This window comes from Nocardiopsis sp. NPDC055824 (genome assembly GCF_053616335.1).
The window spans coordinates 1-20,209 of record NZ_JBSHDN010000068.1; the positions used below are offsets into that span (position 1 = coordinate 1).

22 protein-coding genes and 1 tRNA gene are annotated in these 20,209 nt (G+C 74.1%); 6 read left to right on the top strand and 17 right to left on the bottom strand.

Going from position 1 to position 20,209, the window contains the following annotated elements; all coding sequences use genetic code 11:
* Positions 1 to 29 precede the first annotated feature (29 nt).
* The 6 genes from ACWGL3_RS15720 to ACWGL3_RS15745 all read right to left on the bottom strand — a co-directional run bounded on the left by ACWGL3_RS15720 (position 30) and on the right by ACWGL3_RS15745 (position 6,508).
* Positions 30 to 1,739: a dihydroxyacetone kinase family protein gene (locus ACWGL3_RS15720; protein WP_352982298.1), complete on the bottom strand. Its 1,710-nt coding sequence runs from the start codon at positions 1,737 to 1,739 to the stop codon at positions 30 to 32.
* Between the two features lie 98 nt (positions 1,740 to 1,837).
* Positions 1,838 to 2,707, bottom strand: coding sequence for a dihydrodipicolinate synthase family protein (locus tag ACWGL3_RS15725; RefSeq protein ID WP_452461456.1), 870 nt, complete (start codon positions 2,705 to 2,707; stop codon positions 1,838 to 1,840).
* Between the two features lie 48 nt (positions 2,708 to 2,755).
* Positions 2,756 to 4,270, bottom strand: a complete 1,515-nt coding sequence (locus tag ACWGL3_RS15730) for a tripartite tricarboxylate transporter permease (protein WP_452461457.1) — start codon at positions 4,268 to 4,270, stop codon at positions 2,756 to 2,758.
* On the bottom strand, positions 4,267 to 4,770 hold the full coding sequence (locus ACWGL3_RS15735; protein ID WP_267947086.1) for a tripartite tricarboxylate transporter TctB family protein: 504 nt from the start codon (positions 4,768 to 4,770) through the stop codon (positions 4,267 to 4,269). The genes ACWGL3_RS15730 and ACWGL3_RS15735 overlap by 4 nt, the downstream gene beginning before the upstream one ends.
* Before the next feature lie 5 nt (positions 4,771 to 4,775).
* On the bottom strand, positions 4,776 to 5,747 hold the full coding sequence (locus ACWGL3_RS15740) for a tripartite tricarboxylate transporter substrate binding protein (protein ID WP_267947085.1): 972 nt from the start codon (positions 5,745 to 5,747) through the stop codon (positions 4,776 to 4,778).
* Positions 5,748 to 5,839: 92 nt separating this feature from the next.
* A complete protein-coding gene (locus tag ACWGL3_RS15745; protein WP_267947084.1) occupies positions 5,840 to 6,508 on the bottom strand; it encodes a GntR family transcriptional regulator in 669 nt (222 codons plus the stop codon).
* A gap of 434 nt (positions 6,509 to 6,942) precedes the next feature.
* Between ACWGL3_RS15745 and ACWGL3_RS15750 the strand changes: the two genes are divergently transcribed.
* The gene (locus ACWGL3_RS15750) at positions 6,943 to 7,578 is read left to right on the top strand and encodes a DNA-3-methyladenine glycosylase I (protein ID WP_267947083.1); all 636 of its coding nucleotides are present in this window, start codon (positions 6,943 to 6,945) and stop codon (positions 7,576 to 7,578) included.
* Positions 7,579 to 7,599: 21 nt separating this feature from the next.
* On the opposite strand, the gene ACWGL3_RS15755 is transcribed toward ACWGL3_RS15750, so the two are convergent.
* The 6 genes from ACWGL3_RS15755 to ACWGL3_RS15780 all read right to left on the bottom strand — a co-directional run bounded on the left by ACWGL3_RS15755 (position 7,600) and on the right by ACWGL3_RS15780 (position 12,977).
* On the bottom strand, positions 7,600 to 8,175 hold the full coding sequence (locus tag ACWGL3_RS15755; protein ID WP_267947082.1) for a TetR/AcrR family transcriptional regulator: 576 nt from the start codon (positions 8,173 to 8,175) through the stop codon (positions 7,600 to 7,602).
* A 101-nt stretch (positions 8,176 to 8,276) separates the two neighbouring features.
* Complete coding sequence (locus ACWGL3_RS15760; RefSeq protein ID WP_452461458.1) at positions 8,277 to 8,930, bottom strand: hypothetical protein; 654 nt, start codon at positions 8,928 to 8,930, stop codon at positions 8,277 to 8,279.
* A complete protein-coding gene (locus tag ACWGL3_RS15765; protein ID WP_267947080.1) occupies positions 8,927 to 9,583 on the bottom strand; it encodes a hypothetical protein in 657 nt (218 codons plus the stop codon). The genes ACWGL3_RS15760 and ACWGL3_RS15765 overlap by 4 nt, the downstream gene beginning before the upstream one ends.
* 340 nt (positions 9,584 to 9,923) lie before the next feature.
* On the bottom strand, positions 9,924 to 12,500 hold the full coding sequence (gene lanL / locus ACWGL3_RS15770) for a class IV lanthionine synthetase LanL (protein ID WP_267947079.1): 2,577 nt from the start codon (positions 12,498 to 12,500) through the stop codon (positions 9,924 to 9,926).
* An 82-nt stretch (positions 12,501 to 12,582) separates the two neighbouring features.
* Positions 12,583 to 12,747: a hypothetical protein gene (locus ACWGL3_RS15775; RefSeq protein ID WP_267947078.1), complete on the bottom strand. Its 165-nt coding sequence runs from the start codon at positions 12,745 to 12,747 to the stop codon at positions 12,583 to 12,585.
* A gap of 68 nt (positions 12,748 to 12,815) precedes the next feature.
* Positions 12,816 to 12,977, bottom strand: a complete 162-nt coding sequence (locus ACWGL3_RS15780) for a cinnamycin family lantibiotic (RefSeq protein ID WP_267947077.1) — start codon at positions 12,975 to 12,977, stop codon at positions 12,816 to 12,818.
* 195 nt (positions 12,978 to 13,172) lie between these two features.
* On the opposite strand from ACWGL3_RS15780, the gene ACWGL3_RS15785 reads away from it, so the two are divergent.
* Together ACWGL3_RS15785 and ACWGL3_RS15790 are read left to right on the top strand one after the other, a co-directional pair.
* Positions 13,173 to 14,159 (top strand): ATP-binding cassette domain-containing protein, encoded by a 987-nt coding sequence (locus ACWGL3_RS15785; RefSeq protein ID WP_267947076.1) that lies wholly within the window; start codon positions 13,173 to 13,175, stop codon positions 14,157 to 14,159.
* Entirely contained in the window at positions 14,156 to 15,001 is an 846-nt protein-coding gene (locus ACWGL3_RS15790) for an ABC transporter permease (protein WP_452461459.1), read from the top strand. The genes ACWGL3_RS15785 and ACWGL3_RS15790 overlap by 4 nt, the downstream gene beginning before the upstream one ends.
* Before the next feature lie 232 nt (positions 15,002 to 15,233).
* On the opposite strand, the gene ACWGL3_RS15795 is transcribed toward ACWGL3_RS15790, so the two are convergent.
* Complete coding sequence (locus ACWGL3_RS15795) at positions 15,234 to 16,055, bottom strand: SAM-dependent methyltransferase (RefSeq protein ID WP_344183580.1); 822 nt, start codon at positions 16,053 to 16,055, stop codon at positions 15,234 to 15,236.
* Positions 16,056 to 16,445: 390 nt separating this feature from the next.
* Between ACWGL3_RS15795 and ACWGL3_RS15800 the strand changes: the two genes are divergently transcribed.
* A complete protein-coding gene (locus ACWGL3_RS15800) occupies positions 16,446 to 17,045 on the top strand; it encodes a class I SAM-dependent methyltransferase (protein WP_267947073.1) in 600 nt (199 codons plus the stop codon).
* A gap of 40 nt (positions 17,046 to 17,085) precedes the next feature.
* Here ACWGL3_RS15800 and ACWGL3_RS15805 read toward each other — a convergent pair whose 3' ends face one another.
* The 3 genes from ACWGL3_RS15805 to ACWGL3_RS15815 form a co-directional block, all read right to left on the bottom strand.
* Complete coding sequence (locus tag ACWGL3_RS15805) at positions 17,086 to 17,868, bottom strand: SAM-dependent methyltransferase (RefSeq protein WP_452461460.1); 783 nt, start codon at positions 17,866 to 17,868, stop codon at positions 17,086 to 17,088.
* Between the two features lie 407 nt (positions 17,869 to 18,275).
* On the bottom strand, positions 18,276 to 18,443 hold the full coding sequence (locus ACWGL3_RS15810; protein ID WP_267947071.1) for a hypothetical protein: 168 nt from the start codon (positions 18,441 to 18,443) through the stop codon (positions 18,276 to 18,278).
* A gap of 70 nt (positions 18,444 to 18,513) precedes the next feature.
* A complete protein-coding gene (locus ACWGL3_RS15815) occupies positions 18,514 to 18,744 on the bottom strand; it encodes a hypothetical protein (protein WP_267947070.1) in 231 nt (76 codons plus the stop codon).
* A gap of 34 nt (positions 18,745 to 18,778) precedes the next feature.
* Here ACWGL3_RS15815 and ACWGL3_RS15820 point away from each other — a divergent pair, with 34 nt between their 5' ends.
* Positions 18,779 to 18,946 (top strand): hypothetical protein, encoded by a 168-nt coding sequence (locus ACWGL3_RS15820; protein ID WP_267947069.1) that lies wholly within the window; start codon positions 18,779 to 18,781, stop codon positions 18,944 to 18,946.
* A gap of 121 nt (positions 18,947 to 19,067) precedes the next feature.
* Here the strand turns inward: ACWGL3_RS15820 and ACWGL3_RS15825 are convergent.
* Positions 19,068 to 19,141: transfer RNA gene (locus ACWGL3_RS15825), tRNA-Gly, on the bottom strand.
* 135 nt (positions 19,142 to 19,276) lie between these two features.
* Here ACWGL3_RS15825 and dcd point away from each other — a divergent pair.
* Complete coding sequence (gene dcd / locus ACWGL3_RS15830) at positions 19,277 to 19,867, top strand: dCTP deaminase (RefSeq protein ID WP_267947068.1); 591 nt, start codon at positions 19,277 to 19,279, stop codon at positions 19,865 to 19,867.
* Positions 19,868 to 20,209 lie beyond the last annotated feature (342 nt).

A 20,209-nucleotide genomic window follows, 5' to 3' on the forward strand; every position in this document is an offset into this window, starting at 1 on the left:
ACCCCCACAGAGGCGCCACGGGGCCGCGCTCAGGAGAGGACGTCGCGCAGCTCCTCCAGGAACCGCAGGAGGGCGACCGAGCCCGGGTCGCGCTCGCCCGCCCCGCGCTCGCCCACCCAGGCGGCGCGGCCCTTCGCCGACGTCAGCCCGCTGGTCTCCTCGACGGCGCGCCCGGCCGCGGAGGCGGCGGCGCGCACGGCGGCGACCGGGTCGTCGGCCCCTTCCAGGGCCTCCTCCACCAGGAGGAGCCCGTCCACGAACGTCTTGTCGCCGGGCTCGGCACCGCCCCGCTCCCGCACCCGGCGGGACACGGCGGAGGTGAGGCGCGCGGCGTCGCGGACCGAGACGGACGCGAGCTCCTCCGACTCGGCCGCGGCGGCGAGCACGCCCGCGCCGGTCAGCGCGGCGAACGTGGAGGGGTTGGCCGACGCGAACGCCGTCGCCGCCGCGCGCAGCACGTCGGCGTGGTGGGCGTCCTCCGGCAGCGCGAGCAGCGCCTCGCGCACGGCCTCCGCCCCCGAGGAGACCGTGATGCCCAGGTCGCCGTCGCCGAGGCGCGAGTCCAGCAGCCGCAGCTCCTCCGCGTGCGCGGGCATGCGCTCCATGGCCGCGACCAGCGCGCCGCGCAGCGCGCCGGCGGCGCCGGTACGGCGGACGGCGGGGGCCGGGCCCCGGACGGCCGCGGAACCGGGCGCCCCGACCCCGGCGGCGCGGGGCTCCGGCGCCTCCGTGTTCCCCTGGCCGAAGAACGGGGACGCGGCGGGGGCGTCGATCAGCTCGGCCAGCTCGTCGTCGAGCAGGAGCACGGAGACCGAGGCCCCCGCCATCTCCAGGCTCGTCGCGAACTCGCCCACGTAGCGCCGGTGGATGACCACGCCGCGCTCGCCCAGCACCTGGTGGACCCGGCGGTACACCAGGTACAGCTCCTCCAGGGGGGTGGCGCCCAGGCCGTTCACCAGGACCGCGACACGGTCGCCGGGCGCGGGCTCCAGTTCGCCGAGGATCTCGGCGAGGAAGCGGTCGGTGATCTCGTCGGCCGTCTCCAGCTTCCCCCGGTGGCTGCCCGGCTCGCCGTGGATGCCGATGCCGACCTCCATCTCCCCCTCGGCGAGCGTGAACGTGGGTTCGCCCGCGGCGGGGAGGATGGTGGGGGACAGGCCGACCCCCATCGTGCGCGTGGCGTCCACCGTGCGCCGGGCCACCGACCGCACCGCCTCCAGGTCGTCGCCGCGCTCGGCGGAGGCTCCCGCCGTCTTGTAGGCGAAGAACAGCCCGGCCACACCCCGCCGGGTGGCCTCCCTGCCGCGGGGCGCGGAGAGGATGTCGTCGGTGCCGAGCACGGTCGCCGTCGCGATGCCCTCTGCCGCGACGACGTCGGCGGCCAGGTCGAAGTTGTAGACGTCCCCGCCGTAGTTGCCGTACAGGTACAGCACGCCCGCGCCCCCGTGGGAGGCGCGCGTCGCCGCGGCGATCTGCTCGGCGGAGGGGGAGGAGAACACGTTCCCCACGGCCACGCCCGTGGCCAGTCCCCGGCCCACGTAGCCGAGGAACAGCGGCAGGTGTCCGGACCCGCCCCCGGTCACGATGCCGACGCGGCCCTCGACCGGCGCGTCGGCGCGCACCAGCGCCCTGCGGTCGCCGGACGCCGCCCGCAGGCGGTCGGGGTGCGCCATGAGCAGTGACTCGGTGACCTCGTCGACGAAGTCCTCGGGTCGGTTGATGATCTTCTTCAGCGCCATCCGCGCTCACTCGCCTCTCGGTCCGCCGCCCCCTGGGGCGGGTCGTGTGTACGCCACGGGGGCGTCGGGCGGCCGGGTCCGGGACCCGGGCCGCGGGGTCAGGCCAGGGCCTCCGCGGTCTCCCTGAGGACCTCCAGGTCGGCCTCGGAGACGGCGTCGCCGCAGACCCTCGCGGGTCCGGCGGGGAGCCCCTGGACCTCCAGCCCGGCCTTGAGGTGCGGGATGCTGCCGCTGCGGACCGCGGCCACCGCGCGGGCCACCAGGGGCTGGGCCGCGCGCACGCCTTCGGTGTCCCCGCTGTTCAGGGCGTCGCGCAGTGCCACGAACGGCCGGGGGAAGACGGAGGAGACGCCGGAGACCACGCCGAGGCCGCCCGCGCGGACGAACTCCTCGAAGGCGATGTCGTTGCCGGACAGGACGTCGAACCCCGCGGGCGCCGCGGCCAGGTACGCCGACACCGAGGCGTCGCTCTCACCGCTGATCTTCACCCCGCGGACGCCGGCGTCGGCGAGGCGGCGCAGCACCGAGGGCGCGGCCGGGGTGGTGGAGCGCACCTGGAACAGGTAGGCGTGCACCTCCGCGCCACCGGCCGCCGCCACCAGGCGCTCGTAGTAGCGCACCAGCGCGTCCTCGGGGGCGGGCAGGAAGTAGGGCGTGACGGCGGCGAGCCGGGTGGCCCCCGCGCCGACGGCGGCGCGGACCAGCGACTCGGCCTGTCGGGGCGCGGCCGCGCCCACGTGGGCGTAGACCCGCTCCGGGCCGAAGACGTCCAGGGCCAGTCCGATCACCCCGGTCCGCTCGTCGTCGTCGAGGGCGGTGAACTCTCCGGTGGTCCCTGCGACGAACACCCCGTCGACGCCCCGGTCGCGGACCGCCGTGAACAGCGCGGTGGCGGCGTCGGGGGCGAGGGCCTCGTCCCGGGTGAACGGGGTCGGGAGGGCGGTGATCACCTTCGCGTGGACGGACATGCGTGGTTCTCCTCGGGTGGGGAAGGGGCGGCTGCCGGCGGATCCGGGTCAGGGCGCCGGGGTGGTGGTGTTCTCGGAGGCGGCGCGGGCGCGGCGCGCGCCCCACGCCGTGCGCAGCGGCGGCACGACGAGGGCGAGCGCGCTCACCGCCAGGAGTCCGAGTGCGATGGGGCTGGTCAGGATGTTCTCCGGGCCGCCGATCTCCAGGGCGCGGCGGAGGTTGCCCTCGGCCAGGCCGCCCAGGATCAGGCCGAGGACGACGGGCCCCGGCGGGATCCCGAAGCGCTTCAGGAACAGCCCGACGAGGCCGAACACGAGCATCACGGCGACGTCGAGGACGCTGTTGTTCACGGCGTAGGTGCCGACCATGCAGAACACGAGGATGACCGCCCACAGGAAGTGCTGCGGGAGCTCCAGGAGCTTGGCGACGCCGCGCATGCGCAGCACGCTGATCACGAGGGCGACCACCGTCGCGATGAGCATGATCCCGGCGATGCTGTAGACCAGGTCGGGCTGGTTCGCGAACAGCGACGGGCCCGGCTGGATGCCCCAGACGACCATCGAGCCGATCATCACGGCCATCACGGAGTCGCCGGGCAGACCCAGCGCCAGGGTGGTGGTCACGGACCCGCCGAGGGTGGCGTTGGACGAGGTGTCCGCGGCGGTGATGCCCTCCAGCGACCCCTTGCCGAACTCCTCGGGCCGCTTGGACGCCCTGCGGGCCTGGTCCCAGCCGAGGATGCCGGCGATGTCCCCGCCGGTGGCGGGCACGATGCCGACCACGCCGCCGACGCCGCTGCCGATCGCCATCGGCTTGAGCATGGTGCGCCAGTCCGAGCGCCTGGGGAACCAGCGGCCGAACTCCTTGATCGGCTCCGCCTCCCGGCCCCGGCGGTGCACGAGGATCTGGTTCATGACCTCCGCGATGCCGAAGAGGCCGATGATCGCGGCGATGAAGGGGATGCCGTCGGACAGTTCGGGGAGGCCGAACGTGAACCGCGGCGTGCCCGTGATGGGGTCCCGGCCGACGGCCCCGAGGAGCAGGCCCAGGCCGCCCGCCATGAGGCCCTTGACGAGCCGGCCGCCGGACACCCCGATCATCATCGTCAGGCCGAACACGACCAGCGCGAACATCTCGGCGGGGCCGAAGTTCAGGGCCAGCCGGGACAGCGGGATCGCGGCGACCATGAGCAGGACGACGCCGACGAGCGTCCCCCACGCGGAGGCGAAGGCGGACGAGGTCAGGGCCAGGCCCGCCCTGCCCTGGCGGGCCATGGCGTAGCCGTCGAAGGTCGTGGCGATCGACGCGGGCGTCCCCGGGGTGTTGACGAGGATCGCCGGGACCCGGTCGCCGAAGTTCGCCGCCACGTAGATCGTGAGCAGGACCGCGAGGCCGGGAAGCGGTTCGAGGGAGAGCGTGAAACCGCTGGCCAGGGCGACCGCCATGGTGGCCGTCACGCCGGGGAAGGCGCCGACGAGCATGCCCAGGAGGGCGCCCGCGGCGATGCACAGCAGGACCATGGGGTCCAGGAGGGCGCTGAAGCCCTCGACGATCGGACTCATAGTGGCACTCTCAGGAGGACGCCGAACAGAAGGTAGAGGATCGCCGTCACGGCGATCGGGAAGAGGATCAGCGCCTTCCACCCGCGGCCTCCGCCGAGCCAGGTGAGGGCCGCGAACAGGACAGCCGTGGAGACCCGGAAGTCGACGAAGTACCAGAGGACGCCGTAGCCCGCGATCGACGCGAGCATCGCGACGAGCCGCCACGCCCCCTGGCGGGTCGCGGCCTCGGGCCCGTCCTCCTCCGCGGTCGCGGAGCGGCGGAACAGCGCCCCCGCGGCCAGCCACGCGCTCAGCACCAGCAGGAGGACGGCCAGCGTCTCCGGCCACCACCTCGGGCTGAACTGGGTGAGCCGGGCCCCTTCGGGGATCTGCGCGGCCAGGGCGAAGGCGCCCGCGGCGAGCGCGGCGCCGACGGCGGCGGGGACCAGGTCCCGCGGTCTGCGTCCCGGACGCGGCCCGCCGGGGGCGGGCGCGTCCGGGGTCGTGCTCGTGTCGGCCACGGTGCTCAGTCCTGGCCCTCGAGCAGTGCGCCGAAGCGGGTGTGCTCCTGGTCGACGAACTCGGAGAACTCCTCCGAGGGCACGTTGACCGGGATGTTCCCCGAGTCGGCGATGATCGTCCTGAACTCGTCGGAGTCGGCCGCCTCGGAGAACGCCTCCTCCAGCTTCGTGCGCACCTCGTCGGGGAGGCCGGCCGGCGCGCCGATGCCGCCCCAGCCGCCGATCACGACGTCCACGCCCTGTTCGGCCGCCGTCTCCACGCCGGGGAGCGAGTCGGAGGGCTGGGAGTCGAAGAGGGCGAGGACCCGGAGCCGGCCGTCCGCGTGGGCGGGGGCGGTCTCGGAGATGCCCGCGACCACGGCGTCCACCTGGCCGCCGACGGCGGCGGTGACGGCGGGGGCGCCGCCGTCGAAGGGCACCGGCTGGAACTCGGTCTCCGTGGCGCGCCCCAGCTCGGTGGTGGCGGCCTCCCAGATGGAGCCCGCGCCGGAGTTGGACACCGAGAGGGCCCCGGGCTCGGAGCGGGCGGCCTCGACCAGGTCGTCGAGGGTCTCGTAGGGGCTGTCCTCGGGGACGGCGATGGTGGCGGGGACCGACACCATCTGGCCGACGAGGTCGTAGGCGCCCGGGTCGACGTCGTAGCCCTGGTAGCCGAGCATGACGGTCTCGACCGGCAGGTAGCCGATGCTGTAGCCGTCGGCCGCCCGCCCGGCGAGGTTCTCCAGTCCCACGGAACCGGCGCCGCCGCTGCGGTTCTCCACGATGATGCTCTGCCCCAGGGAGTCCTCCATCCGGGCGGCCAGGGTGCGGGCCGCGAGGTCGGACGCGCCTCCGGCGTCGTAGGGGACGACGAGGGTGATGTCCTGGCTGGGGTAGTCCGCGGCGTCCTCGCTGACGCCGCCCCGGTCGGCGCAGCCGGCCGTGAGGGCGGTGACCGCGAGTGCGGCCGCGGTCAGGCGGAAGGTGGTGGAACGCATGGTGCTCTCCGGTGTTTCGGTGGAATCGGCTCCGTGGGTCGGTCGCGGGACATGAGCCGAGGGACGACGGGACGCGGTGCGGTCCCGTCGGGTCAGTGGGTCGCGGGCTGGGTGTAGGGGGCCCTGAGCCTGAGCCTGGCGTTGTCCAGGTGGCCGCGGAGCTCTTCCAGGACGGCCTCGGGCTCGCCGGACTCGACCAGCCCGGCGAGGACCTCGTGGGCGCGGACGGAGGGGCCGAGGTCCTCGTAGCGCTCGTTGGAGGCCAGGAGGAGCACCTCGATGGTGGGCCGGTACTGCGCCCACACGTCGGCGAGGCGGCGGTGGCCGGCGACGTCGTAGAAGACCGAGTGGAAGCGCACGTCGGCGGCGGTGAAGGCGTCGGGGTCGCGCTCCTCGCGGGCCCTGCGCATCTGCTCCAGGGGGGCGCGGAGGCCTTCGGCGAGCCCGGCCCGGTCGCGGTTCAGGCCGATCTCCAGGGCGAGCTGTTCGAGGGATCCGCGCAGGGAGAAGAGCTCGTCGATGTCGTCCCCGCCCAGGCCCACGACGGTGGCGCTGCGGCGGTTGGTGTCGATGAGCCCCTCGGAGGCGAGGATCTTGAGGGCGTCGCGGATCGGTCCGCGGCTCAGGTCGAACTGCTCGGCGAGGTGCCCCTCGACCAGCGACGTCCCGGGCGCGTAGCGCCCGGTGACGATCAGGCGCCGGAGTTCTCCGGCGACCTTCTCGCCGAGTGCCCGCTGCTTGATGGGCAGGATCTCCGACATGTCTTCCCTTCGGTTAACTGTTAACTGTTAACCAGATTGGATCACCGTGTGACGTGTGTCAATCCCCGTTGTTGCTGGTGTCTCCGTGGCGGTTGTCCGTTTTTTTCGGGTTCCCCTGTCCTGTAGGGGTTCCGGTGCGCACGGCCGCGAAAAGAACTCGGCCCGGTCGGACCTCCCGCCATGACGCTGTGGAATTGCCCGGTCGCCAGGAGTGCGCGAAAGGTGTCCGGAAGGTGGCTGCGGGGTGTCCTCGGCGTGTCGTCGGGGGCCGGGGCCGTCTTCCGTGTGCGGCGTTCCCGTGGATTCACGCGGCGCGGACCGCGTACCGTCGAGGGCGCAAGGGGACCGCCCCGACCGCGCCGGGGGAGCGCGAGGGGTGGCGGACGGGACGCGGCGGGCCGGTCGGCGCCGAGGCCGTGGAGAGGACATCCGAGATGCCGGAGAAACCGGGGAAGGCGCGGTTCGCCGCCACGGAGAGCGGCGCGCTGGTGTGCGAGGACGGGCTGGTGCGGCCGCCCTGGGCGGCGGCGGACCCGCTGCTGCGCGACTACTACGACACCGAGTGGGGGATGCCCGTCCGCGACGAGCGCGGCGTCTTCGAGCGGATCAGCCTGGAGGCGTTCCAGGCGGGACTCTCCTGGGCCACCATCCTGCGCAAGAGGCCGGCCTTCCGCACCGCCTTCGACGGCTTCGACCCCGACACCGTGGCCGGGTACGGCGAGGAGGACGTGGAGAGGCTGATGGGGGACGCCTCCATCGTGCGCAACGAGAGGAAGATCCGCGCCACGGTCCGCAACGCGCGGGCCGCGGTCGCCCTGCGCGGAGCGGGAGGGCTGGTCGACCTGGTGTGGTCCTTCCGGCCCGAGCGGACCCCGGCCCCCGCGCGGGTCGAGGACATCCCCACCGAGTCGCCGGAGTCGGCCGCCCTCGCCGGCGCCCTGCGCCGCGCGGGGTTCTCGTTCACCGGTCCGACGACCGTGTTCGCCCTCATGGAGGCGATCGGCATGGTCGACACCCACCTGGTGGACAGCCACCGCAGGGGGACCTCGGGGGTCTGGGCGCGTTCCTGACCCGGGCCGCCGCGGGCGGGGTCACTCCCCGCCGAAGAGCCGGGAGGCCGTGCCCCGGGCCCGGTCGAGCGGCCCGCGGTCGCGCGTGGCGCGGGAGAGCAGGAGCGCCCCCTCCACGAGGGAGAGCGCGGACCAGGCGTCGGCGTCCGCCTCCTCGGCCCCGCGCCCCTCGGCCACCAGGCGCTGCGCGAGTGTGGCCTGCCAGGAGGAGTACACCCTCCTGCACACGGTGTGCACCAGGTCGTTGGTGGCCGAGACGTCCAGGGCGGTGGCGGCCAGGGGGCAGCCCCTGGTGAACGCCGACCCCTCCATCCTGGCGGTGAAGAGGTCGACCACCCCCCGGACGAGGGCGGCCGCGTCGGGAGCCTCCTCGGAGAGCTCCCGGATGCGGGACCCGATCTCGGCCCCGGCGGACTCCAGGGCCGCCGCGACCAGTTCGTCCTTCCCTCCCGGGAAGTGGAAGTAGAGGGAGCCGCGGGGGGCGCCGCTGGCGGCCAGGACCTGCTCCAGACCCGTTCCGGCGTAACCGTGGGCCTCGAGCAGCTCGCGTGCGCGGTCGACGAGCCGTGTCCGTGTGACCGTTCCCCTGGTGCCCATGACAGTGACGGTAGACCCGGCCCCGGGGCGAGTACAGCGGAACGGTCGGGACACGCGGGCCGTGCGGCCCGGTGCCGCACGGCCCGCGTGTCGTGTCCGCGTCACCTGCCCGCGTCGACCAGGTGCTCGACGAAGGAGCGGTAGTCGCGCAGGGCCAGGCGCAGGGACTCGGTGTCCGAGCCGTCGCCCTCGCTCCACGCGGAGCGGAGCGCGGCCCGGCGCGTCTCGATCCCGGCGATCACGGCGTCGGCGACCTCGGCCGCCAGCACGTCCGCCTCGCGCACGGTTCCCCGCGGATCGTCGACGAACCCGCCCTGCGTCTCCTGCCAGCGCGCCCGCACGTCCCCCGGGTCCATGCCGCGTGGCCCGAGCCGCCTCGCCGGGTCCTCCGCGCCGCGCGGGCCGGAGGGCGCGGACCCGGCGGGAGCCGGGGCCGGCGCGTCAGGGCGAGAGGGGGCGGAGGCGGGGTCGGACACCTCGGCGTCGACCGTCACCGCCCGCGCGGCGCCGGACGCCGCGTCCGGGGCAGGGGGCGGGGGCGCGGTCGGGGCGGGCCCCGCCGCCCGTGCCGGGTCCGCGTGGACCCCGCTGCGTCGCCGCTGCTCCGGCACCTCCTCGGCCGGGGGCCGCCGGACCCCGGCGGCCCCGGGCGTCGTCCGGCCGCCGGCGTCCTCGCGCTCCTGCGCCCGCGGGGTCCGGCGGACGCCGCTCTGCTTCCTGTCCGCCGGTGCGGCGGTCTCGTCGTGCTCTCTCACCGGTCCACCTCCGTATCGGTCCCGCTCCGCGCCGGACCGGTCACGGTCCTGCCCGGAGCCTCGGTCGGGGTCGTGCCGGGGGACTCGGGCAGCCCGCCCAACAGGGCCTCCACGAGGCCCCGGAAGGCCACCAGCTCCTCGCGCAGGCCCTCGGTGCCGACCCGGTCGGCCCCGGCCGGGCGCACGGCGCCGCGCACGCGGTGGAACTCGGCCACGGCGGCGGGATGGTCCACCGACAGGTCTCCCGCGCGCTGCTCGAAGCCCCGGTCCTCGGCCGGGGCGCGGTCGGCGTAGCCGACGTCGGACATGATCCCCTCGACCAGCCCGCGGGCGTTGCGCACGGCGCTGACGGGGTCGTCCACGAACTCCTGCTGCACCGCGGCCCATGTGCCGGCGTGCGCCTCGCGCTCGCGGTCGGTGAGCCTGCGGAGCCTCATGCCCTTGTGGCGGTCGAGCCGCTCGGACAGCTCGCGTTCCGCGGCCGCCCTGCCGCCGTGGGCCTCCACGGCGCGGTAGTACTCCGCGCCGAAGCGCTTCTTGAGCCGGGCGGTGCGCCGGGCCGGGAGGATCGAGGAGCGCGCGGCGAGCGCGACTCCCACGGCGATGATGACGATTGCCGCGATGACGATGATGACAACGGTTCCGGTTTCCACTGGGGGCACCTCCTGTCGTCGGGTCGTCCTGCCCTGCCCCGGTGACCACGCCCAAAACACGGTCACGGGAAGGCAACGGAACCGTCGCAGGTGAGAGCGCCGACAGCGCCCGGGGCGGTCGGCCGCCGCGGGGCCGTCTCGTCCGAGGAGGGTGTTCCCACCCCTCCCGGGCACCGTGTGCCACACACGGGAGCCGGTGCCGCAGAGGAACCGCGGACACCGTGGCCGTCGGCCCCCGTCGGCCGCGTACCGCGTGTGGCCGAGGAACCGCACCGCGCCGCCGCCGGCGACGACCCCCGCGGGGGCGCGGGGCCGGGACGCGGCGCGGACCGGGCGGCGGTCAGCGGCGGGCGGCCAGGAGTTCGTCCCCGAGCCAGTCCCGGGGACCGCCACGGTCGAGCCGGCGCAGGAAGGACAGGACCCCGGAGACCCCCGTCGCCCAGCCGCCGCCCGGCTCACGGGTGTGGTCGAGGAAGACCGGGGCCTCCGGGGTCCCGGCGGAGCGCACCAGCACCAGCCCGGCGACGTCCACGGCCGCGTCCCGGTACGCCGCCCCGCCCGTGAGCCCGGCGGTGTCGAGGAGGAACTCACCGACCCCCGCCAGCCCGCAGCACTGGCAGGCGACCTGCATCTTCGGGGCGAGGGCGCGGCAGTGCGACGCGGTCGTCTCCGCGAGCCCGGTGTAGCGGGGCTCGCCCCGCACCGAGCCGGCCCGGAGCAGCACCCCGCCGATCCCGGTGAGCCCCTGGCAGAAGGAGGCGGCCATGGGCCGGGCCTCGGGCGCGGAGGCGGCCGAGACCAGCCCCGGGACGAACCCGGCCAGCACCTCCAGGCAGGCCGCGGCCTCCGCACCCGCGGCAGTGTCGCCGGTGGCGGCCTCCAGGCACAGGAGGAAGTGGGCGACGCCCGCGACGCCGTGCGCGAACCCCAGCCGCGTCGTCACCTCCTCGTGGTCGCGCAGGTCGGGCGGGCAGGCGCGCAGACCCTCCGCGGGGGCCGAGGCCACGAGCCGCTCCGCGCAGCCCTGCGCCAGGTCGAGCCGGGACCCGTCCCCGCAGAGACGCCACAGCTGGAGCTGGGCCAGGCCGATCCCCGCCAGCCCCGACGAGTAGTCGGTCTCGGGGACCGACTCCGGGGCGGTCCGCGCCAGGGGGCGCACCGCGTCGGCCAGGGTCGGCTCGTCCAGTTCGCGGGCCGCCGCGGCCAGGAAGAGGGCGGTGCCCGCCTCGCCGTCCTGGAGGCCGGGCAGCGACCGGCGCAGCGTGAGGAAACCCGCGGTCCAGTGCGCCAGTGCGCGGGCCAGGCCGCGGGACTCGGCGTCCCCCTGGCGCAGCAGCTCCGTGCCCACGCCCGCCGCGCCCCGGTACAGGTTGGTGGGGCTGGGCCGTCCTCCCGGCGAGCCGCCGCGTCCGGACAGCAGGTCGCGCGCCACACCGCGGGTCTGCTCCAGGGCGCTCGCGACCAGCGCGGGAAGGGAGTGCGGGGTGACGGTGTAGCGCGGTTCGGCCCGGAGCGGCGGATGGTCCCCGCCCCTGCGGAGCAGGTCGGCCGCCGCCCTGCGCTCGGCGGGGTCGGGGGACATCAGCCCCGGCACCGCGCGGGCGCAGGGCGGGACGCCGTCGCCCAGCGAGGCCAGGAGGGTGCGGGCGCGCCCGTCGTCGGGCACCGCCCGGGTGGAGCGGGCGGCCGGCTCGGTGCCGGTGGCGGCGTACAGCAGGGTGGCCCCCAGCGAGTAGAGGTCGTCCTCCTCGCACGCCGGTTCGCCGCGTTCCTGGGCGGGGGAGGAGTACCCCGGGGTCCAGCCGTGCACCTGGTCGCCGTCGAGGCTGCTGATCTCGAAGTCCACCAGGGAGGGGGCGCCGTCGTCGGCCAGCACGATGTTCTTGGGGGCGAGGTCGCGCACGAGGACGCCGCGCCCGTGGACCGCGTCCAGCAGCCCGAGCAGGTCGCGGCCCAGGCGTTCCAGGTCGCGTTCCGGGGTGGTGTACGTGCCGTTCTCGGCCACGTCGGTGCGCAGGTCCCGGGGGCCGACGTCCGTGGTGACGAGGAACTCGTCGGCGCCGTGCCGGAAGTGGTCCACCACGCGGGGGACCCCCGCGACGTCCTCCAGGCGGCGCAGCACGGCGGCCTCGCCGCGCAGCCGGTGGCGCGCGTCGCGGGACCCGTCGAGGTCCTCGCCCGTGTACGCGCGGCGCTCCTTGACGACCACCCCCGCGCCCGACTCCCGGTCGGAGCCCCGGTAGACGCCGCCCACCGCGGTGTGGGCGATGGCGCCGGGCACCAGGAAGCGGCCGCCGAGCAGGACCGGCTCCCGGTCGGACCCGCCGGGGGAGGGGGGCTGCCCCGTGAACGGGTCGGGAAGCCAGTCCGGCGGCTGGTAGCGCCCGTCCGCGGCGCCGGGGCGCTCGCGTCCCTCGGCGTCGTGGAGGACCAGCTGGAAGTCGCCGTTGCCGTCGATGCCGTAGACGCCGGCGAACGGCGCGTAGCGGTAGTAGACCGGCGCGTCCGGCCGCAGCCTGCGGTCGCTGGGAATGCCGGGCCCCTCCACCCCGACGAGTTCGGCGGCGAGCTTCTCGGCCAGGCCGGCGAAGTCGTCCGGGCGGGTGTAGACGGTGACGCCCTTGCCGACGGCCCCGGGGCGGTTGTGGTGGGAGTTGAGCTCGCGCATGGCCTCCGTGGTGCGCGCGAACTTGAACCTGCACGGCGTGCGCAGCAGCAGGGGGAGCACGCGCTCGACGGTGGACAGGAGGGTGACCGGCCGGGCCGACACGTGGATCTTCCACCCCTGGGGCGGAAGGTCGAGTCCGGGAAGCGCCACGTCGGTCCAGGGGCCGTAGTCGGAGACCACCCGGCCCGCCTCGACGGCCCGCTCCCGTATGCCGACCGTGCACGTGCGTGTGCCGGTGTGCTCCCGCACCCTGGTCTCCCTCGTGGTCGTCGGTGTCGAAGACGGGGCGGCCGGCTGAGCGGCCGACCGCCCCGCGGCCGGCGCGTCGGGGTCACACGGTGAACCCGGCGTGCGGCGGGGTGAAGGGGGCCCGGTCCCGGGACCGCCGCCCCGCGCTGCCGTCCACCCCGGTCGGCAGCGCTCCCTCATGGCACAGGTGGAGGAGGGCGATCGTCTCCGGACGGCCCGCGTCGGAAGGTCCGGCGCTCGTGCTCACGGCGCCTCGACGGGGTGCGTCACGGTCGTCTCGGGGGGTCGGCGGTACCCGGGCGGGTCCGGGCCGGACTAGAGCGAGTAGCCGTCGCAGCGGATGGTGAAGCCGGAGACGCAGGTGTTGCGGCACTCCAGGTTGAGCCGCTCGGAGATGAGCTCGGTCTCGGCCCCGAGGGAGATCAGAGCGGTGGTGTCGAGCGATCCGGCGTCGCGGGGCAGTTCCTGTGCGGACATGAGTCCTCCAGATCTAGCAACTTTTTGTTAATGGCCGACTACCTTGGGTAGTCTTGCCAGGGGTAGTGATCCCCCTCCACCCCCCGCGAAAACGCCGGTGGGGCGGGATGACCCGGCTCGGCCCCCGAGCCGGATGGTTTTGCCCCCATGAGGAGCGAATTGGAACCAGGAACACAGGCCCGAGTTCCGCTCGAAGTGACGTCCTCAAAGGCGCCAGGGGATCGGACCGAATCCTCGCCCCCGGCGGCGATCAGGACAGAGGCACTGGTCAAGACCTACCCGGGGGTCGAAGCGGTCCGGGGACTCGACCTCCTCGTCCACCCCGGGGAGATCTTCGGGTTCCTGGGACCCAACGGGGCGGGCAAGTCCACCACCATCTCGATGCTCTGCGCGCTCACCCGGCCCACCAGCGGCGGACTGTGGGTGGCCGGGCACGACGTCCGCGTCTCCCCCGACGCCGTCCGCAGGTCCATCGGCGTGGTCTTCCAGGGCTCCACCCTGGACGACAAGCTGACGTCGGAGGAGAACCTGGCCATCCACGCCGCCCTCTACGGGGTCCCCCGCCGCCAGGTGCGCGAGCGCGTCGTGGCCATGCTGACCCTGGCCGACCTGCTCGACCGGCGGCGCAGCCTGGTCCGCACGCTCTCCGGCGGGATGAAGCGCCGCCTGGAGATCGCCCGTGGCCTGCTGCACCGCCCCCACGTGCTCTTCCTGGACGAGCCCACGGTCGGCCTCGACCCGCACAGCCGGGCCGAGGTCTGGCGCCACGTCCACCGGATGCGGAGCGAGACGGGGGCCACCGTCCTGCTCACCACCCACCATCTGTCCGAGGCCGACAACTGCGACCGGATCGCCATCCTGGACCGGGGGCGGGTCGTGGCCCTCGGCACTCCCGCCGAGCTCCGCTCGCGGATCGGCCGCGACCGCATCGTGCTGGTCGCCTCCGACCCCGGGCAGTGCTCGCGGCGGCTGGCCGACTCCCTGGGGCTGAGCCCCTCCGTCGAGGACGGCGCCCTGGTCGTGCGGGTCGAGGACGGGGCGGCCGTGCTCCCGGCGGTCATGGCGGCCCTCGGCGGCTCCGTCACGTCGGTGTCCCTGGTCCGGCCCACCCTGGACGACGTGTTCCTGCACTACACGGGCCGCAGCATCGGTTCGGAGCCCGCAGAGGGGGGAGACGCGTGAGCCCCGCGCCGACGGTCCCCCCGACGGCCGCGCGCCTGGCCTCCGAGGGACGCGCGGCGGCCGCGGTGTGGAAGCGCGAGATGATCACGTTCCAGCGCGAGCGGATGCACCTCGTCATCAGCCTGCTGCAACCCCTGCTGATCCTCGTCGCCCTGGGCGTGGGGCTGGGGACGGTGGTCCCCGAGGACGGCTCCGGCGTCGGCTACGTGACGTTCCTCTTCCCCGGCGTCCTCGTGATGGCCATCCAGCCGCCGGCGTTCGCCACCGGCGCCTCCATCCTGTGGGACCGGGAGTTCGGCTTCCTGCGGGAGATGCTGGTGGCGCCCGTGCGCCGGGAGTCGCTGCTGCTCGGCAAGGTCCTGGCGGGCACCACCATCGCCACGTGCCACGGCGGGATCCTGCTCCTCTTCGCCGGGCTCGCGGGCGTGCCCTACGACCCGCTCCTCTTCGCAGGGTTCGTCGCGGTGCTGGCGCCGGCGTCGTTCGCCATGACCTGCCTCGGGGCGCTGCTGGCGGTCTGCGTGCCCAGCCCCAAGAGCTTCCAGGCCGCCACGGGCCTGCTCCTGGGGCCCCTCGTGTTCCTGTCGGGGGCGTTCTTCCCGCTCAACGGGCTGCCGTCCTGGCTCGTCGCCCTCACCGCCCTCAACCCCCTGACCTACGCGGTCGACGCGGCCAGGCGCGTCCTCGTCTCCCACCTGCCGTCCGGGGCCGCCGACGGGATGTTCCGCGGCCTGGAACTGTGGGGCGTGCGGCCGCCGGTCTCCGGGGAGCTGATGGCGCTGACCGTCTTCGGCGCGGTGTTCCTGCTCGTCGGGGCGCGCCGCTTCGCCCGCCCCGACTAGGGCGTGTTCCGCGGACACTCGCCCTGCTGCGCGTCGCCCCGGCACGCCCCTCGCGGCGTTCTCATCTGTCGACAGGACCCCACCCTGACTCCTTCTTCGGCCTTGCGATGAACGCACCGGATGCGCCGCTCGCGACGGACAGCATCCACGGAACACGCCCTAGTGCGCTGTCCGGGCCGGGGCGGGGGTGCCGCCCCGGCCCGGGACGGCGCCCCCGGGACCGCTGTCCCGGTCAGGGCTTGCGCGCCACCCCGCCGTACTGGTCCATGCCGCGGCGGGTGCCAACCTCGATGGGGCCGGGACGCCACAGGGGGCACGGGACCACGCCGGGCTCCAGCAGCTCCAGGCCCTCGAAGCGGGCGGCGATCACCTCCGGGCTGCGCAGGAGGTAGGGGACGTCGCCCTGCTTGTTCCCCACCTCGATGGCCTGGTTGTAGGCCTCGCTGGTGTTGGAGCCGTCGTAGCTCGCCAGGTAGCTCCCGGGCGGCAGGGCGTCCATGAGCCGACCCACGATCGGCATGATCTCGTCCTCGGGCACGTGGCCCAGGATGCCCATGAGCATGAGCGCGACGGGCTTGTCGAAGTCGAGGGTCTGGGCGGCCTGCTCGAGGATCCTGTCGGGATCGCGCAGGTCGGCGTCGATGTAGTCGGTGGCCCCCTCCGGCGTTCCGACGAGGAGCGCCCGCGCGTGCGCGAGCACGAGGGGGTCGTTGTCCACGTAGACCACGCGGGACTCCGGGGCGACGGCCTGGGCGACCTCGTGGGTGTTGTTGGCGGTGGGCATCCCCGTGCCGATGTCGAGGAACTGGCGGATCCCCGCCTCCCCCGCCAGGTGGGTGACCACGCGGATCAGGAAGTCACGGCTCGTGCGGGCCAGGTCCCTGATCTCCGGGAAGAACTCGGCCACCGCGTCGCCCGCCTCGCGGTCGACCGGGTAGTTGTCCTTGCCGCCCATCCAGTAGTTCCAGATGCGGGCCGAGTGGGTCCGCGTGGTGTCGATCTGAGGCGGCCGGCCGGAGCTGTCGGGGGTGGACGGGGACGAGTTGTCGGTCATAGGGGTCTCTACCTCGCTGCAAGGGGGTTCACGCCACAGAGCGGGGGAACCGGCGCTGGCGCGCCCGGAACCCCTGTCTCATCAGGGATCTACTCGCGCCAACCATAGACGACGCGGCGCCGCGTACGGGCGCGCGGAAGAGGCAGGGGAAGGCGGAGCCGGGCCTGCGGGGTCCAGGCCCCGGAGACCGGCCACCGGCGCTCCTGCCGGGGCCGGGCGCGGCAGCCCTGACAGGGGAGCAGCGGTCCCGCCCCGCTCGCGCCGCCGGAACGGTCGGATCCGCCGCTCCCGGCGGCGGAGCCCGGACCCCCGACGTGCGGATCCGCTGCCCCGGAGGCGGTTCAAGGGGGTTGGCCGGACCGCTCCGGAGGACAGGCCTACGTTGGGACCATGACGAAATACGCGTGGATGTATCGTCTCGGCCTCACGCCCTGGGAGCGCTACGGCGCCGCGGGCGGGGCCCAGCTCGGCTCCCTCCTCGACCGCGAGGCGCGGGAGCGCCCGACCGGCCCCGGGCGGGCGCTGGACATCGGCTGCGGACGCGGACAGTTCACCCCCGAGCTCGCCCGGCGCGGGTGGGAGGCGGTGGGCGTCGACATCGTCCCGGCGGCGATCGCGGCGGCCCGGCGCAAGGGCCCTGCGGACGTCTCCTACGCCGTGGGCGACGCGACCGCCCTGGAGACGGCCGGCCTGGGCGCGTTCGACCTCTTCCTCGACGTCGGCTGCTTCCAGGGCCTCGACCCGGACCAGCGGGCCGCGGAGGGGCGGGGCGTGACGGCGCTCGCCGCGCCGGGGGCCGCCCTGCTGCTGCTCGCGTTCGGGCCGTCGCGGTACAGCCGACTCGTCGAGGGCGTCTCGCGGGCGGACGTCGAGGCGGCGTTCCCGGGGTGGGAGCTCCTCGCCGCCGAGGACGCGGACACCGCCGGCCTGGGGTGGCCGATGGACCGCACCTCCCCGCAGTGGTACCGGTTCCGCCGCACCGACGGGTGACGCGGTCCCCGGGGGCCGACGGCCGCGAGCCGGCGTCCGGTCAGGCGTTCCCCGCCGTGCGGGTGGTGTCGTGCAGCTCGAACATCTGGTGCTCGATGTGGTGATCGGGCTCGGCCCGTTCGGCGGCCAGGAGTTCGGGCCGCCAGCCGTGGGCGGCCGCGAGGTCCTCCATCGCGTCGCGGTAGCCGATGTCCCCGAACCCCAGGAAGAGCCGGCCCCGGGGCGCGAGAACGGCGCGCGCGCCGGCGAGGTAGGAGCGGCAGCAGTGGTGGCCGACGTCGAAGACCGCGCGGGTCAGATCGCAGGGGTGCTCGTAGCCCTCGGGCATGGCGACGTAGGGGATGGCCCAGAAGACGAGGTCGTACCCGGTGTCGGGGACGGCGTCGAACACGTCGCCGACCACGACCCTGACCCGGGAGGAGACGCCGTGGCGCCGGGCGTTGCGGGCGGTGTTCGCGGCGGCGGCGGGACCGATGTCGACCGCGGTCACCCCGGCGCACCCGGAGAGCGCGGCCTGCACGGCGGTCACCCCGGCGCCGCAGCCGATCTCCAGGAAGCGGCCCCCCTGCGGGAAGGGGAGGTGGCGGGTGTAGAACCCGGTGCTGGAGGTGAGCGCGGGCGAGAACACCCCGGGCAGCAGGTCCCAGGAACGGCCGAGGGCGTCGAAGTTCCTCCGGCCCTCCGAGAGCGCCCGCTCGACCAGGAGCGTGCTCCCGGCGACGACGGCGGACGAGGACGGGGCCGGGGTCCCGCCCGCGGCGCCCCCGAGCCCGGGGGAAGGTGTGGTGCCGCGGGTGTTCGAGTGCTCGACGCGCTCGTGCATGGTTCCGCCTCGTCTCCTGGTGGGGGAACGCCTGCCGCAGGGGCCGCCGCCCGCCAGCCGTCACCCGGACCGGCGCGGCCGGCGGGGAAGGGGGCGTGGGCGGACGCGTGAGCGCGACGGTCCGCGAAGCGCTCCACGAGAGGGCGCCGCGTCGCGGTGCCGGATCGTGTGAGCACTCTCCGAAATCAAGGACAGAGTAGACGTCGATTCCGGAGCCGACCGGGGATGGCGCCTCCCGAACCTCAAGGAGAGCCTCTGAACTGGGAGAACTCCTCCGAGGCGGGCTTGTGGGAAGCGTGGGTGCGCGGCGCGACCTGGTGGCCGGGTTCGTGGCCCTGCCCGTGGGCGCCGGTGCGGGGCCGAGCCGCCCACGTCTCCGACGACGGCATCACCGCCGGGGCCGACGTCTATGGGGCAGGGGCTTCCTCGGCCGAAGAGGCGGCCTGAGACGCGGGGGCGTCGCGGCGTTCACCCTTGTAGGTGCTGACGGCCTTGGCCAGAAGCACCGACCAGAAAGCGGTCGAAGCCAGTGCCGTACCGCTGACCCGCCCTTCGGTCAGCCATTCCAGTGCCACCCATTGCACTCCGACTCCGGTGAGGAGAGCGGTGAAGGCGACCGGTCGGCGGGCCGGTTGCGCAGGGGGGCTATTCCTCGGCGCTACGTGAGGGGCGGCTCCGGACGCGTTCGCGCCGGTCGAGGATCCAGCGGACGATGAGGGGGCTCACCAGACCGCTGGCGCCGCTCCCGATGAGGGCCGTGAGCCACGTGGGCCAACTCGTCAGGAGTGCGAGCGGCAACGAGACCGCCAACATCAGCGTGAACATGACGGCGACCATGGGGAGAAAGAACCTCTCCGGGTTAGGTGTGGCGCTCATACCGTCTCGAACTCCTTCGATACGGGGCGGGCCGGTGCCGACGCCCACCGGTGAATCAACGAGGGCCGAACGGCCCGCGCAACCTCTGGCCCGGGAGGTGGCCGAACAGGTCGCCGCCGACCACGGCGTGTGCATCCGCCCGGTGTCCCTTCGACGCACGAACACCGCCACCGGTGCCATCGAGGTGATCGACGTCCGGTGACTTCGCCGCGGAGTCGCCCTGACGGGCGTGTGGCACGTGTGTGGCACGGCCTTGGGGGCCTGCCCCGGGAACGCGAGAGGCCAGGTCACCGGAAATCCGGTCTGACCTGGCCTCTGCCGTGTGGAGCGGATGACGGGAATCGAACCCGCGCTATCAGCTTGGGAAGCTGAAGTTCTGCCATTGAACTACATCCGCGTGTGACCGCCGGAAGTCCGGTTGTCGACGCACGCCATCCTAGCCCAACTCCGCCCCCCATGGGCAACTCGGCGCGGCAACCGCGGTCCGGCCGTCCCGCCTATGGTGCGTTGTCGCAGGCGGTAGGTTCGGACCGTGCTGCTCTCCGATCGCGATATCAAGTCCGAAATCGATGCCGGGCGGGTCCGGATCGACCCCTACGACCCCGGCCTCGTCCAGCCCTCCAGCATCGACGTGCGGCTGGACCGTTTCTTCAGGGTCTTCGAGAACCACAAGTACCCCCACATCGACCCCTCGGTCGAACAGCCCGACCTCACCCGCCTGGTCGAGACCGACGGGGAGGAGGCGTTCATCCTCCACCCGGGCGAGTTCGTGCTGGCGTCCACCTACGAGGTGGTCAGCCTGCCGGTGGACATCGCGAGCCGGCTGGAGGGCAAGAGCTCCCTGGGCCGCCTCGGCCTCCTCACGCACTCCACTGCCGGCTTCATCGACCCGGGCTTCTCGGGGCACGTCACCCTCGAACTGTCGAACGTGGCGACCCTGCCGATCAAGCTGTACCCGGGCATGAAGATCGGCCAGCTCTGCATGTTCCGCCTGTCCTCCCCGGCGGAGCGCCCGTACGGCTCCGCGGGCTACGGCTCCCGGTACCAGGGGCAGCGCGGTCCGACGCCGTCCAGGTCGCACCAGAACTTCGTCCGCACGCCCATCAGCCCCGACGCCTCCTGACCGGCGGCGGCTCTGGAATCGGCCGGACGCTTACGTTACGGTTATGAATCGACACGTACCGTCGCGCGACGCATCTGTCTCGCATATGTGACAAGGGTCACCATGAAAAGCAGAGTGGCATAGATCACATATAGACGTCTTGCGGTGCCGACATCCGGTGTCATAGGTCGGCGGACGGTTTTTATGTCGGTTAAACATGTTATTTGCCGGTTACCAACCGTCTGAACTGTGCGTACGTATCTCTGTAGGGTTTGCACCCGACGTGAACCAGGTAGCGGTACCGCCCCGACCAGGGGGCGCATGGGGGCCCTGCGCAAGCCAGCTACCTGCGGGAACCGCGGG

What these genes read in the sequence shown, in the direction of transcription:
- ACWGL3_RS15720 (WP_352982298.1), bottom strand. Translation starts at nt 1,739, where the DNA reads ATGGCGCTGAAGAAGATCATCAACCGACCCGAGGACTTCGTCGACGAG.
- ACWGL3_RS15725 (WP_452461456.1), bottom strand. Translation starts at nt 2,707, where the DNA reads ATGTCCGTCCACGCGAAGGTGATCACCGCCCTCCCGACCCCGTTCACC.
- ACWGL3_RS15730 (WP_452461457.1), bottom strand. Translation starts at nt 4,270, where the DNA reads ATGAGTCCGATCGTCGAGGGCTTCAGCGCCCTCCTGGACCCCATGGTC.
- ACWGL3_RS15740 (WP_267947085.1), bottom strand. Translation starts at nt 5,747, where the DNA reads ATGCGTTCCACCACCTTCCGCCTGACCGCGGCCGCACTCGCGGTCACC.
- ACWGL3_RS15745 (WP_267947084.1), bottom strand. Translation starts at nt 6,508, where the DNA reads ATGTCGGAGATCCTGCCCATCAAGCAGCGGGCACTCGGCGAGAAGGTC.
- ACWGL3_RS15750 (WP_267947083.1), top strand. Translation starts at nt 6,943, where the DNA reads ATGCCGGAGAAACCGGGGAAGGCGCGGTTCGCCGCCACGGAGAGCGGC.
- ACWGL3_RS15755 (WP_267947082.1), bottom strand. Translation starts at nt 8,175, where the DNA reads ATGGGCACCAGGGGAACGGTCACACGGACACGGCTCGTCGACCGCGCA.
- ACWGL3_RS15780 (WP_267947077.1), bottom strand. Translation starts at nt 12,977, where the DNA reads ATGTCCGCACAGGAACTGCCCCGCGACGCCGGATCGCTCGACACCACC.
- ACWGL3_RS15795 (WP_344183580.1), bottom strand. Translation starts at nt 16,055, where the DNA reads ATGACCGACAACTCGTCCCCGTCCACCCCCGACAGCTCCGGCCGGCCG.
- ACWGL3_RS15800 (WP_267947073.1), top strand. Translation starts at nt 16,446, where the DNA reads ATGACGAAATACGCGTGGATGTATCGTCTCGGCCTCACGCCCTGGGAG.
- ACWGL3_RS15805 (WP_452461460.1), bottom strand. Translation starts at nt 17,868, where the DNA reads ATGCACGAGCGCGTCGAGCACTCGAACACCCGCGGCACCACACCTTCC.
- ACWGL3_RS15815 (WP_267947070.1), bottom strand. Translation starts at nt 18,744, where the DNA reads ATGAGCGCCACACCTAACCCGGAGAGGTTCTTTCTCCCCATGGTCGCC.